Source organism: Microbacterium saccharophilum, assembly GCF_007992455.1.
In the GTDB taxonomy this organism is placed as follows: Bacteria; Actinomycetota; Actinomycetes; order Actinomycetales; family Microbacteriaceae; genus Microbacterium; species Microbacterium saccharophilum.
This window is the reverse complement of the sequence record NZ_BKAH01000006.1, coordinates 159,838-173,637: the sequence shown is the minus strand read 5'-3', so window position 1 is coordinate 173,637 and position 13,800 is coordinate 159,838. Positions and strand designations below refer to the sequence as shown.

11 protein-coding genes are annotated in these 13,800 nt (G+C 72.4%); 2 read left to right on the top strand and 9 right to left on the bottom strand.

Translation table 11 applies throughout. From position 1 onward, the window contains the following. Nucleotides 1-102: 102 nt before the first annotated feature. A complete protein-coding gene (locus MSA03_RS08480; RefSeq protein ID WP_028497212.1) occupies nucleotides 103-756 on the bottom strand; it encodes a hypothetical protein in 654 nt (217 codons plus the stop codon). Between the two features lie 83 nt (nucleotides 757-839). Here MSA03_RS08480 and MSA03_RS08475 point away from each other — a divergent pair, with 83 nt between their 5' ends. Further along, on the top strand, nucleotides 840-1,691 hold the full coding sequence (locus MSA03_RS08475) for an SDR family NAD(P)-dependent oxidoreductase (RefSeq protein ID WP_147050431.1): 852 nt from the start codon (nucleotides 840-842) through the stop codon (nucleotides 1,689-1,691). Between the two features lie 371 nt (nucleotides 1,692-2,062). On the opposite strand, the gene MSA03_RS08470 is transcribed toward MSA03_RS08475, so the two are convergent. The 4 genes from MSA03_RS08470 to MSA03_RS08455 are packed head-to-tail and all read right to left on the bottom strand — an operon-like array spanning nucleotide 2,063 to nucleotide 7,209. Continuing rightward, a complete protein-coding gene (locus tag MSA03_RS08470) occupies nucleotides 2,063-3,019 on the bottom strand; it encodes an aldose 1-epimerase family protein (RefSeq protein WP_147050429.1) in 957 nt (318 codons plus the stop codon). Continuing rightward, entirely contained in the window at nucleotides 3,016-4,518 is a 1,503-nt protein-coding gene (gene araA / locus MSA03_RS08465; protein ID WP_147050427.1) for an L-arabinose isomerase, read from the bottom strand. Before araA ends, MSA03_RS08470 begins: the two co-directional genes overlap by 4 nt. A gap of 24 nt (nucleotides 4,519-4,542) precedes the next feature. Continuing rightward, nucleotides 4,543-6,174 (bottom strand): xylulokinase, encoded by a 1,632-nt coding sequence (locus MSA03_RS08460; protein WP_147050425.1) that lies wholly within the window; start codon nucleotides 6,172-6,174, stop codon nucleotides 4,543-4,545. A 45-nt stretch (nucleotides 6,175-6,219) separates the two neighbouring features. Next, the gene (locus tag MSA03_RS08455) at nucleotides 6,220-7,209 is read right to left on the bottom strand and encodes a LacI family DNA-binding transcriptional regulator (protein WP_147050424.1); all 990 of its coding nucleotides are present in this window, start codon (nucleotides 7,207-7,209) and stop codon (nucleotides 6,220-6,222) included. A 57-nt stretch (nucleotides 7,210-7,266) separates the two neighbouring features. Here MSA03_RS08455 and MSA03_RS08450 point away from each other — a divergent pair, with 57 nt between their 5' ends. Then, complete coding sequence (locus MSA03_RS08450; protein ID WP_147050422.1) at nucleotides 7,267-8,115, top strand: NAD-dependent epimerase/dehydratase family protein; 849 nt, start codon at nucleotides 7,267-7,269, stop codon at nucleotides 8,113-8,115. A 237-nt stretch (nucleotides 8,116-8,352) separates the two neighbouring features. On the opposite strand, the gene MSA03_RS08445 is transcribed toward MSA03_RS08450, so the two are convergent. The 4 genes from MSA03_RS08445 to MSA03_RS08430 all read right to left on the bottom strand — a co-directional run bounded on the left by MSA03_RS08445 (nucleotide 8,353) and on the right by MSA03_RS08430 (nucleotide 13,763). Next, nucleotides 8,353-9,375, bottom strand: coding sequence for a zinc-binding dehydrogenase (locus MSA03_RS08445; protein WP_028497205.1), 1,023 nt, complete (start codon nucleotides 9,373-9,375; stop codon nucleotides 8,353-8,355). A 330-nt stretch (nucleotides 9,376-9,705) separates the two neighbouring features. Further along, the gene (locus tag MSA03_RS08440) at nucleotides 9,706-10,221 is read right to left on the bottom strand and encodes a hypothetical protein (RefSeq protein ID WP_147050420.1); all 516 of its coding nucleotides are present in this window, start codon (nucleotides 10,219-10,221) and stop codon (nucleotides 9,706-9,708) included. A gap of 4 nt (nucleotides 10,222-10,225) precedes the next feature. After that, on the bottom strand, nucleotides 10,226-12,262 hold the full coding sequence (locus MSA03_RS08435) for a primary-amine oxidase (protein WP_147050418.1): 2,037 nt from the start codon (nucleotides 12,260-12,262) through the stop codon (nucleotides 10,226-10,228). Nucleotides 12,263-12,287: 25 nt separating this feature from the next. Next, complete coding sequence (locus MSA03_RS08430; RefSeq protein ID WP_028497204.1) at nucleotides 12,288-13,763, bottom strand: APC family permease; 1,476 nt, start codon at nucleotides 13,761-13,763, stop codon at nucleotides 12,288-12,290. Nucleotides 13,764-13,800 lie beyond the last annotated feature (37 nt).

Below are 13,800 nucleotides of genomic sequence, written 5' to 3'. Positions count from 1 at the left end.
TCAGATGCTCTATCCATTGAGCTACGGGCGCATGGTCTTTGCTCTCGCAAGGCCAGCGACCAGAATACCCCAGACCGGCGGATCCTCCGAATCGAGGGCCGCCTACTCCAATTCGGCGGGGTCGAATCCCCCGGCGGGGGCGTCGCCATCGTGGATGACCTCGGGCTCCACGCCGCTCTCGCGCAGCGCCGACTGCTTCTCCACGCTGCGCCGATGCGCGCGCAGCTTCGGCAGGTCGACGAGGCGCAGCGCCTGCATGCGTGCGATGCGCATCCGGTCGTAGTCGGGCTCGAGGTCGGGCCGCGCGGCCTCGATGCGCAGCGTCCGGTCGATGTTGCCGGCGACCTCGTGCCACGCCGCTTCCCGCGCGTCCGCGATGAGCTTGCCGAGCTCCTCTTCGTCCTCGGCCCGCGCGCGCAGCTCGCGCGCGACGTGCTGCGACTGCTTGCGGCGGCGGCGGAGGTTGCGGATGTCGCGGCTGCGATAGTCGTGCGTGCCGTCGGAGTCGGTGTGCCGCCCGCGGGCCGCCTTGCGGTCGCGCTCGGCGCGCGCGGCATCCTCCTCGGCCTCGTCGGCGAGCGCGAGCAGCGCGGCGCGCGCATCGGGGAGGAACCGCTCCGAGTCGAAGTCCTCCCCCTCGGCGAGGATGTGCACGAGGATGCTGTTCTTCAAGCTCAGCCGGGTCGCCGCGGACGCGATGTACAGCCCCTCAGCGACGACGTCGCGTGTGCGCACGCGCTGCTGCTTCTCGGCCACGGGTCCCCCTCCCCTCGATCCTAGGGAAGGGCGTCGGCCAGAATCGACGGTAGAGACGGAACAAATCGAGAACAGGGGTACGGATGCCACGACTGGACGTCACCGGCGCGACGAGCGTCGTCACCGGCGCAGCCGCCGGCATGGGCGCCGAAGTCGCCCGCCGGCTCGCGGCCGGCGGGGCGCGGCTCGCGCTCGTCGACCGGGATGCGGCGGGCCTCGCGGCGGTGTCGGCATCCCTGCCCGGCACGGGCCACACGACGCACGTGGTGGACCTCTCGGACGACGCGGCCGTGACGGCCGCTGCGGCCGACATCACGGCATCCCACCCGCACGTGCAGACCCTCATCACCTGCGCCGGCTCGTCCATGCTCGGCAGCATCGACCAGCTCACGATGGCGGAGATGCGCTGGCTCATGGACGTGAACCTCTGGGGCACGGTCAACATCACGCAGGCGCTGCTGCCCGCGCTGCGCCGCGCCCCCGCCGCGCACATCACGCACCTCGTCTCGATCTACGGGCTCGCGGCACCGGCGGGGCGCATCCCGTACGCGATGAGCAAGTACGCCGTCCGCGGGTTCACCGAGGCACTCCGCCACGAGCTCGAGGGGTCGACCGTCACGGTCGGCGCCGTGTACCCCGCCGGGGTGAAGACCGGGATCATCCTCCGCGGACGCTATGCCGCGGCGATCGACCCGGCGGTCGCCGATCGGGCCGCACAGGCGCAGGCGAGGATGTACCACACCGAGCCCGCCGACGCCGCGGCGAAGATCGTCGACGCCACGATCAGGCGCCGCGCGCGGACGATGATCGGGCGTGAAGCTCGCCTCGTCGACGTGCTGACGCGGATCACGCCGACGCGATACTGGGCCGCGATGCGGCGACCCCTCCGCGACGCGATCGACACGACGACCCCGGTGGGCGGCGCGGCGGAATAGCAGGGTCCGGAGGCCGTGGCAAGCCCCCTGCCCGCTGCTTGCACCCCGCCTACCGTGAAGCCTTCGGTCGGCCCCATCCGATGCGGAGAGGGCTCCGAACACCCGATGACGAAGACCGCGCTCCGCACTGGGGGATGCGCGGCGTGGTCCGTCGGGCTCGCTTTCGCGAGGGTGACCACGGGGATCGAGTGACGGCAGCGGCCTGCCGCCCCTCTCCCCGTGGTCATCGGCACGGTCCTGGGCACGGCCCGCTGCAAACTGCAGGATCGACGGTGACGGATGAGGCGGACGACCGCTCATCCGCCCCGTGCGTCACACCGCATCCTGCAGATTGCCGTGCGGGTCAGGGGCGCCGCCGGCGGGCCGCAGGCTCAGAGCACCGAGATCCGCCAGGATGCCGTCGCCGTTGCGCCCGGAGCGATCGTGAGCAGTCCCGCGTCGTAGTCGTAGCGGTCGGCGTTGAAGGCGTCCGGGGCGCACGTCATCGGCTCGACGGCGAGGCCGCCGCGGTGCCCCGGCTGCGCGGGGCCACCGGGCAGGTCGGCCGTGTGCACCTGCACCCAGGGGCACTCCGCGCCCCACGTCATCTGAACGCCGCCGCCGGCGGGGTCGGTCAGCCGGACCGTGGCGGTGCCGTCGGCGTCCCGGGCGAGCTCCGTGTACGCGTGGTCGATCTCGACGGCGCCGAGCGTCCGCGCGGCACGGAAGTCGAAGCGGTCCGCGTCGAGGTCGTCCACGGCGTGCAGCGCGACAGGGGCGAGCCGGTCGGGCGTGACGTCGAGGACCTGGGCGGCGGGGAGCTCCAGCGACCAGGCGTTCAGCCCGCTGGGTCCGGCCACGAGGTACGGGTGCGGACCGGTGCCGAACGGCGCCGTGCCCGCGCTCTCGTTCGTCGCCCGCACGGTCTGCGTGAGCCCGGCCGCGTCAAGCCGGTAGGTCGTCTCGACGCGCACCCGCCAGGGGTAGCCGGTCTGGGGCACGATGTCGGCGGCGAGCGTCACCTCGTCCTCGCCCTGCGCCACGACGCCGAACTCGAGCCACGCGACGAGGCCGTGCAGGGCGTGGCCGCGCTCCGGCTCGGTGAGCGCCGTCCGGTACGACGTCCCGTCGAAGGTGTACCGCCCGTCGACGACCCGGTTCGGCCACGGCGCGAGCGTCGCGCCGCGGTAGCCGGGCCGCACCTCGTCGGCGCCGAACGGCACGACGAGGTCGCGGCCGGCGTGCGTCAGCCGGCGCAGCGACGCGCCGACGCTCGCGACCGTCGCCGCGTAGCCGCCCGACCGGAGCTCGTACGCCGTGCCGGAGACCGGCGTCGCCGAGCCGCTCACAGGCCCTGCGCCAGACGCCAGTACGCCTGGTTCCAGCGCAGCTCCTTCTGGAATCCGCGCACGGTCGTGTCTTCGTCGATCACCAGCAGCTCCGTCCCGGCCATCTCCGCGAAGTCACGGAACACCTCGATCCCGACGGCCGTCGTCATCACGGTATGGTGCGCGGCGCCGGCGGTCAGCCAGCACGCCGCGGACGTCGCGAAGTCGGGGGCGGGCTTCCAGACGGCGCGACCGACGGGCAGCTGCGGGAGGTCGGGGGCGGCGACGTTCTCCACGACGTTCGCGACGAGCCGGAACCGGTCGCGCATGTCGCTCATCGCGACGACGAGAGCCGGGCCCGGGTCGGCGGTGAAGACGAGGCGCACCGGGTCGTCCTTGCCGCCGATGCCGAGCGGGTGGATCTCCAGCCGCGGCTTGGCGGTCGTGAGCGACGGCGCGACTTCGAGCATGTGCGCGCCGAGGATCTTCTCGTCGCCCGCGACGAGGTCGTAGGTGTAGTCCTCCATGAGGCTCGCACCGCCCGGGAGGCCGGCGCCCATGACGTTCGCGACGCGGACGAGGATCGCGGTCTTCCAGTCGCCCTCGGCGCCGAACCCGTAGCCCTCCGCCATGAGGCGCTGCACCGCGAGTCCGGGCAGCTGCTTCAGCTCCCCGAGGTCTTCGAACGAGGTCGTGAACGCCCCGAACCCGCCGTCCTCGAGGAAGGAGCGCAACCCGACCTCGATCGCGGCGCCGTCCCGCAGCGACTGGTGCCGCGCAGCGCCGGGCAGGAGCTCCTCCGCGACGTCGTAGGCCGCGATGTACTCCTCGATGAGCGCGTCGATCTGCGCGTCGGTGGCCTGCGCGACGGCATCCGCGAGTTCGTTGACGCCCCACGTGTTGACCTGCACGCCGAACCGCAGCTCGGCCTCCGTCTTGTCGCCCTCCGTGACGGCGACGTAGCGCATGTTGTCGCCGAAGCGGGCGAGCTTGAGCGTGCGCGCGGCCTGGCGGCCGGCGGCGGCGCGCTGCCAGTCCTCGATCTGCTGCCGGACGGCGGGGTTCGACACGTGCCCGACGACGGTCTTGCGGGGCACGCCGAGGCGCGTCTGGATGTAGCCGAACTCGCGGTCGCCGTGGGCGGCCTGGTTGAGGTTCATGAAGTCGAAGTCGATGTCGGCCCAGGGCAGCTCCACGTTCGCCTGCGTGTGCAGGTGCAGCAGCGGCTTCTGCAGCGCGTCGAGCCCGGCGATCCACATCTTCGCGGGGCTGAAGGTGTGCATCCAGGCCATCACGCCGATGACGCTGTCGTCGCTGTTGGCCTCGAGCGCGAGCCGGCGGATCGAGTCGGCGTCCTTCAGGACGGGCTTCCACTCGACGCGGACGGGCAGTCCGTCGAGGCCCGCGACGACCTCCTGCGACTGCTCCGCGACCTGGCGGAGGGTCTCTTCGCCGTACAGGTTCTGGCTGCCGGTGACGAACCAGACGGTGTAGCCGTCGAGGGAGGATGAGAGGGGCATGCGTGTTCCTTCGATAGGGGTGAGTCAGAGGGATGCCACGGCGGCCGCCTCGACGGCGAGCCCGGCGCGGTAGCGGTCGAGGTAGGCGGCGAATCCCGCGACGTCGGCGGGGTCGGGGTCGGCGACGGCGATCGGCGCACCCGCGAAGAACCGGTCGTCGAGGTAGGCGCCGAGGTCGGTGCCGCTGGAAAGGCGGAAGGCGGCCAGGACGGCGATCCCCCACGCGCCCCCCTCGGATGCCGTCTCGCCGACGGCCACGGGGGCATCGAGGGCCCCCGCGAGGAAGCGCTGGGCGACGCCGGCGGTGCGGAAGAGCCCGCCGTGCGCCGTCATCCGGTCGAGCGCGACGGATTCCTCCGCGAGCACGCGCATGCCGAGGGCGAGCGTCCCGAAGACGCCGTACAGCTGGGCGCGCATGACGTTCGCGAGGGTCAGCCGGCTGTCCGGGGTGCGGACGAACAGCGGCCGCCCCTCGTCGAGCCCGGCGATCGGCTCACCGGCGAGGTGGTTGTACGCGAGGAGCCCGCCGGCATCCGCGTCGCCGTCGAGCGCTTCGCGGAACAGCACGTCGAACACGGCGTCGGACGAGACCGGCGACCCGGAGGCCTCCGCGAACCGGCCGAACAGCCCCGCCCAGGCGGCGAGCTCGCTCGCGCCGTTGTTGCAGTGCACCATCGCGACGGGGTCGCCGGCCGGCGTCGTGACGACGTCGAGCTCGTGGTGCACGCCGCGCAGCGGCCGCTCCAGAACCACCATCGCGAAGATGCTCGTCCCCGCGCTGACGTTGCCGGTACGCGGGGCGACGGCGTTCGTCGCGACCATGCCGGTGCCGGCGTCGCCCTCCGGCGGGCAGAACGGGATGCCGGGCCGCAGCACGCCGGTCGGGTCGAGCAGGACGGCCCCCTCCGGGGTGAGTGTGCCGGCGTCCGCGCCCGCGACGAGCGCCTCGGGCAGGAGGTCGCGCAGCGGCGGGGTGGAGCCGGCGGCGAGATCGTCGTAGCGGCGCACGAGATCCCGGTCGTAGTCGCCGGTCGCCGGGTCGATCGGGAACATGCCGGAGGCGTCGCCGACACCGAGGACGCGGCGCCCCGTGAGCTCCCGGTGCACGTACCCGGCGAGGGTCGTGAACGACGCGAGGTCCGCGATGTGCGGCTCGCCGTCGAGCACGGCTTGGCGGAGGTGGGCGATCGACCAGCGCAGCGGGATGTTCACCCCGAAGAGATCGCTGAGCTCGGCGGCGGCGGCTCCGGTGTCCGTGTTGCGCCAGGTCCGGAACGGCACGAGCAGCTCGCCCGCCGCATCGAACGCGAGGTACCCGTGCATCATCGCCGAGACGCCGATCGCTCCGATGGTCTCCAGGCGTGCGCCATGGCGGCGCTCGACGTCGGCGACGAGATCGGCGTACGCCGCCTGCAGGCCCGACCAGACGGCATCCAGCGGGTAGGTCCACCGGCGATCGGCGAAGACGTTCTCCCACTCGTGCACGCCGATCGCGAGGACGGTCGCCGGGTCGTCGACGTCGATGAGGCAGGCCTTGATGCGGGTCGAGCCGAGCTCGATGCCGAGCGCGGTGCGCCCCGCGACGATCGCGTCGTGTGCGGGCGATGCTGCGGTCACGGTGCCTCCGTTGGTTCGTGACGAGGGGACGATCGACATGTTACCGGTAACACACGATGGATGCCAGAGCGCAGGCGGTGCGGATCAGCGTGGCGCCGTGGAGTCCCGGACCACGAGGCGGGGAGGGGCCGCGGCGGCAGCCGTCCCCGGCGCGACGAGCTCGCCGATGCAGCGACGCGCCTCCCCCGCGATGTCCAGGCGCACCGTCGTGAGCGCGGGCCGGTAGAAGCCGGCATCCGGGTTGTCGTCGAACCCCGTGATCGACACGTCGGCGGGCACGCGCACCCCGAGATCGAACAGCCCCGCGATGAGGCCCAGCGCCATCTGGTCGTTCGCGACGGCGACCGCCGTCGGACCGTCCGGCGCGCGCACGGCCGCGGCGACCTCCGAGGCGAGCGCCGCCCCGCCGGCCGCCGACCAGTCACCCTCCCAGCGGCCCGCGCCGGTCCGCGCGTGGCGGGCGAGGGCGTCGTCCATGCCGCGGTCGCGGAGGCCCGCCTCGTGCCATGCGGCCGGTCCCGCGACGCGGGCGATGCGACGGTGGCCGAGTTGCGCGAGATGATCCACGGCGAGGGCCGCGCCGTCCACCTGAGGGGCCTCGCCCGCGCCGCCCTGCAGGACGACGAGGGGAACCCCCTGCACGCTGTCGCCGAGCGTGCGCAGCGTCGCGGTGTGCGGCGCGACCACGACGATCCCGTCGACGCCCTGCGCGAGCAGGTGGTCGACGGCCGCACCGACGGCAGCGGGCTCGGCACCGTCTGCGTAGGCCGTGGAGATCCAGCGGCCGGCGGCCCGCGCGGCCGCCTCGAGGGCGGCGATGCCGGCAGCGGGGCCGAACAGGTCGGAGTCGGACGCGAGCACCCCGATGGTGCGGGTCGTCGAGGTGCCGAGCGAGCGGGCCGCGTTGTTCATCCGGTAGCCGAGGTCGGCCATCGCCTGCTCGACCCGCGCCCGTGTCTCAGGCCGGATGTGCGGATGCTCGTTGATCACGCGCGACACCGTCTGCGTCGAGACGCCGGCGCGCGCCGCGACCTCGCGCATGCCCACGCGCTCGGTGCCGCTCCGCTGTCCCATGTGGCCGAGGTTACCGGTCACACCCCGTGGCACGCCGCGGCGTGCCACGCTGGAGGCATGCGCATCGCCGTCACCGGGTCCTCCGGCAAGCTGGGAACCGTCGTCGTCCGCGAGCTGCGAGCCGCAGGCCATGAGGTGATCGGCCTCGACGCCGTGGGCCTGCGCGGCCCGGGCTTCGTTCAGGTCGACCTCACCGACTACGGGCAGGTCGTCGACGCGCTCACCTCTGTGGGCGATCAGCACGACGGGGTCGAGGCGCTCGTGCATCTGGCGGCGATCCCGGCCCCCGGCATCCGCGCCGACGTCGCGACCTTCCACAACAACATCGCGGTCACCTTCAATGTCTTCTGGGCGGCGCTGCGACTGGGCATCACGCGGATCGTCTACGCATCCAGCGAGACCGTCCAGGGGCTGCCGTTCGACGTCCCCCCGCCGTACGTTCCCGTCGACGAGGACTACCCGGCGCGCCCCGAGTCGGTCTACTCCCTGGTCAAGCACCTCGAGGAGCAGCTCGCGATCGAGCTCGTGCGGTGGCATCCGCAGGCGTCGATCACGGCGCTGCGGTTCTCCAACGTCATGGTGCCGGAGGATTACGCGGAGTTCCCGGCGTTCGATGCCGACCCGCGCCTGCGGAAGTGGAACCTGTGGAGCTACATCGACGCGCGCGACGGCGCCCAGGCGATCCTGCGCGCGCTGGAGGTGGCCCCCGCCGGCTTCGACCGCTTCCTCATCGCGGCGGCCGACACCGTCATGACCCGGCCGAACGCCGAGCTGATCGCCGAGGTCTTCCCCGGCGTCGAGGTGCGCGGCGATGTGGGCGTCAACGACTCGCTGTTCTCGACGGCGAAGGCGCGGCGTCTGCTGGGGTACGAGCCGCAGCACTCCTGGCGCGACGCGCAGGGCTGACGGCGCGACGCGCAGGGGTGGCGGCGCCCCGCATCGCTCCGCGGGCGGCGGGGTGGGCGGTTCCGGAGGAGATGACGCCTCGGGAGGCTGCCACGGACCAGGTGATCCTCCCGACGTGACATCTCCTCCCGGACGGCACGCCGCGCCCGTGCCCGGCGCACGGTGGGGGGCGGATGCCGAGCGGATGAAGGGCGGATGCCGAGCGGATGCCGAGCGGATGGAGGCGGATGCCGCGACTCAGGGCCGGACGAGGACCTTCAGCGCCTCGCGGGCATCCATGAGCCGGTACGCCTCGGGGATCTCCTCGAGCCCGACCTCGCGGTCGAACACGGCGCCCGGGTCGACCGTGCCGTCCAGGATGCCGGGCAGCAGCCGGTCGATGTACGCCCGGACGGGCGCGACGCCGCCGGTGATCGTGATGTTGCGATCGAACTGCGTCCGCCCGATGGGCCCGGACGTGTACTGCGGGACCCCGACGCGGCTGACCGCCCCGCCGTCGCGGACGATGCCGAGCGCCTGCTCGTACGCGGGCAGGTGGCCCACGGCATCCACGACGACGTGCGCCCCGTCGCCGCCGGTGAGGTCGCGGACCGCCGCGATTCCCTCGTCGCCGCGCGCCGCCACGACATCGGTCGCGCCGTAGCGGCGGCCGAGGTCGGTCCGCGCGTCGTGCCGCCCCATCAGGATGATGCGCTCCGCGCCGAGCTGCCGCGCCGACAGCACGGCAAGGAGGCCGACGGCGCCGTCGCCGATCACCGCGACCGTCTTCCCGGGGCCCGCGCCGCCGGTGAGGGCCGCGTGGTAGCCGGTGCCGTAGACGTCACTGAGGGTCAGGAGTCCCGGCATCCGCTCGTCGTCCTCGTCGACGTCGAGGCGGTACAGCGTCCCGTCGGCCAGCGGCGCGCGCCGGTACTGCGCCTGCGCGCCGCCGGTGCGCTGCCGCCCGAAGCGGCACGAGGTCTGCAGCCCTTCGCGGCAGAAGTCGCATTCGCCGCACGACCAGACGAACGGCACGATGACGACGTCGCGGGGCTTCACCGTGCGGACGTCGGCGCCGATCTCCTCGACGACGCCGATCATCTCGTGCCCCATCGAGGACCCGCGCTCACGCACCGGCATCGTGTGGAACGGATGCAGGTCGCTGCCGCACACGCAGGCCGCTGCGACCCGGAGGACGGCGTCGGTCGGCTGCTCGATGGTCGGATCGGGGGCGTCGACGACGCGGACGTCACCCGCGCCGAACATGTAGGTGGCTCGCATGGTCCGATTCAACTACGGATGCTGTGGCCGCGGGCCTCGGGAGGTTCGCGTCGGCGGGGCGGGCGCCCAAATGGGGGCAGCTCGCGCCGTCTCGCGCGGGTCGAGGCGGCGCGAGCTGACACCTTTTCCAGGGCCGCGAGGACGCCCCACGCGAGGAGGGACAGCTCATGCCGCGTCGAGCGACTCGAGGCGGCGCGAAGTGACACCTTTCCCAGGGCCATGAGGGTGCAGCGCGCAGAAGGTGGCAGCTTGTGCCGCCTGGCGCGGGTCGAGGCGGCGCGAGCTGACACCTTTCCCGGAGCCACGCCCGGGGCCGAGCTCGGCCCCGGGTCAGACGAGGGCCGCGAGCCCCATGAGCAGGGTCGACGCGCCCATCGCCGCGTATTGGACGCGATCCAGCCACGGCATCCCGCGCACCGCGAGGACGCCCGCGGCGCCGACGTAGGCGGCCGTGACGGCGCCGACGCCCAGCGCGAGGCCGGGAGCGCCGACCCCGTGCGCGTGTCCGGTGGCGTGGCCCGTTCCGTGGACGCCCATCGCGACGGTGAGCGCGGCCATCACGACGAGCCCGAGGGTCGTCATGACGCTCATCGCCGGCGCGGGATGCGCCGCGGCGGACCGGCGCCGACCGCGCACGGCCGCGAGGGCCATCGCGGCGACGACGAGCAGCGCCGCCCAGAGGACCGGCGCGAGCACGCCCGAGCCGGTCGCGGCATCCGTCATGGCGAGCACCATCAGGACGGATGCCACGAGCTCGGGCGCCCGCGCCCGCCCCCGGTCGGCGGCGACACAGCACGCGCCGAGCGTGGCGGGCGCGAGCGCCCAGAGGTGGAGCAGGTCGGCCATGCGCTCAGTGGCCGTGCGCGCCGTGATCGTGCGACCCGTGACCGTGCGACCCGTGACCGGCGTGGTGGTCGTGGTCGCCCGCGACGGCGTGCGACCCCGCCGTCCCCGCCGAGCAGTGGTCGGAGACCGGCGCCGGCACGTTCAGCGTGGGGTTGCGCTCGAAGAAGTTGTACGGCTTCAGCGTGAACTTGGCGTAGTCCATCGGCATGACCGGCCAGTCCTCGTTGCGCGGGAAGTGCGTCAGGCCGAACGTGTGCCACAGCACGAGGTCCTCGCCGACGAGCGGCTCGTCCCCCGCGATGAAGGCGGGGATGCCGCCGCCGCCCGGGTGCTGGTTGACGAAGTCGCCGGCCGCATACCGCTCGGCGGGGTCGTACTTCGTGACGAAGAGGTTCTTCGTCGCGAACGCGGCGCGCGACGCGATCGAGGACGTGTCGTCGGCGAGCAGCACGGGCGTCTCGGTCGGGAAGAGCATGTACGACGTGGGCTGCCCCATCGACGTCGTCTTCTCGGTGGAGGCGACCTGCCACACGCGGTTCACCGCGCCGTCCGCGACACGGCCGGACACGAGCTCCGACGTGATCGGCGTCACCTGCTTCGTGAAGGCGTTGCCTGCCGGGTTGGCCTCGGAGATCGGCACGCGCACGGCGTCGATCTCGTTCACGACGTTCGCGAGGCCGTCCACGGTCATGTCCAGGCGGGCCGAGAAGAGGTGCTGGTGGTAGGGCGCGCCGAGTCCCGGCGCGACCTGCGACGCGAACGGGTAGTCCTCCCCGGGGTAGGACGAGGTGAACAGGATACCGGTGAGCTTGGCCTCGCATTCGATCGTTCCGTCGAGGTAGAGGTACCAGAAGAACCCGTAGTCGTAGTTGCCGACCGTCGTGAAGAAGGAGATGACGAGGCGGCGCTGACGGCGCACTTCGCTGGCCCCCGTGAAGATGTCGGTGTGCTTCCAGAGCGAGCCGAAGTCCTCCTCGTGCATGCACACGCCGTTGCGGACGGTGCGCGGGGCGCCCAGTTCGTCGGCCAGGACGGCGTCGAGGTAGGTGATGTCGCCGACGCAGTCGCAACCGAGTTCCAGCTCGTTCGTGTACCGGCCGAACAGGTACTCGCCGGTGTCGAAGTAGTTCTGCCAGAACCGGTTCGGTGCGGGGTCGGCGTAGGGCACGACCATCTCGCTGATCGACCCACGGTACATGACGGGGCGGCCGGCGAAGGTGAGCTGGCGCAGGATGAGACCCTCGCGGGTGTCGAACCCGATCCGCAGGTCCCACTCCCCCCACGTGACGTGCTCCCCGTCGACCGTGAAGCTCGCGCCGTCGGGCTGCGTGATGACGATCGGCTTGAGCCCCTCCAGGGGTGCACCCTGCAGCTCCGGGTCGTCGTAGTTGCCGCTCGTCTGCGGCACCTCGAACCCGGGGGTGTCGACGATGCGGATGACCTTCCGGTCCGCGACGTCGATGTACGCCGTGAGGCCGTCGACGGGGTGCGCCCACGGGTGGTCGGCGGGGTGGAACTGCTGGAATGCGAAGGTGCGGAGGATGCGGCGCCCCTCCTCCTCTGGGTAGCCGTAGTGCCCGGCCGACAGCGGGACCAGCACGACGTCGTCGGTCGTGAGGCCCCGGGCGGCGAGCGCCGCGATCCAGCCGGCATCCGCGTTCGCGATGAGCTCGACCTCTTCGAACTCGGCGTCCAGGATCGGCAGCTGACCGGCCGTGCCGTCCAGGACCGTCTCGGAGACGACCTCGCCGGTGGCGAGGGAGACCACCAGGTCGGACGAGCGCGTGGTCGTCAGGTCGAGCACCTGCACGCGGGCGCGCCGCTCGGGCAGCGCCCCGCCCGCCTCCCACGCGAGGACCTCCGCCTTGTGCGGCTCCTCGAGCCCGACGTAGGCGAACCGGGTGCGGTCGGTCGTCTCCGGCAGCGCGAGCACGACGGCGCGGACGGCTTCGAGCTCCGCCGCGGTGAGCGAGGACAGCGGGTGCGCGGGGGCGGGCGGTGCCGTGTGGGCGGCGGTGGACTGGATGTCGGTGATGCTCATGGGTGGTTCTCCTTGCGGTGGGGCTTCAGGCGGCGATCGAGTCGGTGAGCTTGGCGTACGCGGCGGGCCGGCGGGCCTTGATCCAGGCGGCCTGCAGGTAGCCGGCGACGGGGAAGACGACGACGAGGGCGAGCAGGAACCAGCTGAGGCCGCCGAAGACCGGCGCCCCCTCGGCATCCACATCGCCCACCATGATCGGGAAGTAGGCGATGATCAGGGCCGCCGAGAGCACGAGCCCGAGGAAGCCGAGCCCCGGCGCGAGGATCGTGTTCCAGAGCCGGGTGTCCTTACGCGTCTTGACGAAGTAGACGATGACGGCGACCGAGGTGAGCGCCATGAGGATCGCGATGGCGAGGGTCGCGACGCCGGCGAACCAGGTGAAGACCGCGAGCACCGGGTCGAGCTGGAACAGCGCGAACACGGCGATGAGGACGACCGACGTCCCGGTCTGCACGACGGAGGACACGTGCGGCGAGAGGTGCGCGTGGTGGACCGAGGCCAGCTTGTCGGGCAGGACCCCCGCGGCGGCCATCGAGTGCTGGTAGCGGGTGACGACGTTGTGGAAGGACAGCACGCACGCGAACATCGACGTGATCAGGAGGACGTTGGTGATGATCTCGCCGGTCGCGCCCAGGTAGGCGGCCATCGTGCGGAGGATGAGGCTGCCGGGATCGGCCGCGGCCTCGTCGAGCACGGCATCCGGCCCCCACGCCATCACGAGACCCCACGAGGCCAGCGTGTAGAACAGGCCGATGCCGATGACGGCCATGTAGGTCGCGCGCGGGATCGTCTTGTCGGGGTCCTTCGCCTCGTCGCGGAAGATCGCGGTGGCCTCGAAGCCGATGAACGCGGCGATCGCGAACATGAGCCCGACACCGGGCGACCCGCTGACGACGTTCGCGGGCTCGAAGGGGGCGAGGCTGAGGCCGTCCGCGCCGCCGGAGAAGACGACTGCGGCGACGAGGACGGCCACGACGCCGACCTCGGCGATCAGCAGGACCCCGAGCACCTTGCTGGAGAGGTCGATGTGCCGGTAGCCGAGGATGCCGACGAGCCCGATGACCAGCAGCGAGAACAGCCACCAGGGCAGGGCGACGGCGGTGTAGGTCTCCAGCGTGTAGCTCAGGATGAAGCCGATGTAGCCGTACACCGACACCTGGATGGTCGTGTACGTCAGCATCGCGAGCCACGCGGCGGCGAGGCCGTTGGAGCGACCGAGCCCGTAACCGACGTAGGTGAAGAATGCGCCGGGCTTCGGGATGTGACGCGACATCGCCGCGAGGCCGACGGCGAAGAGCAGCAGGATGACGGCGCTGATGGCGTAGAGCGCGGGGAATCCCGCGCCGTTGCCGAGCAGGATGCCGAGTGGCGCGGCGCCGCCGATGACGGTGAGCGGTGAGGCGGCGGCGACGACCATGAAGACGATGGCGGTGGCGCCGAGGGAGCCGGACAGCGTCCGCTTCGCGGATGCCTCGACTCCCGGAGATTCGAGCTGGGTCATGGGGTTCCCTTCGGGCGGGCGGGACGTTTCCCCCCAC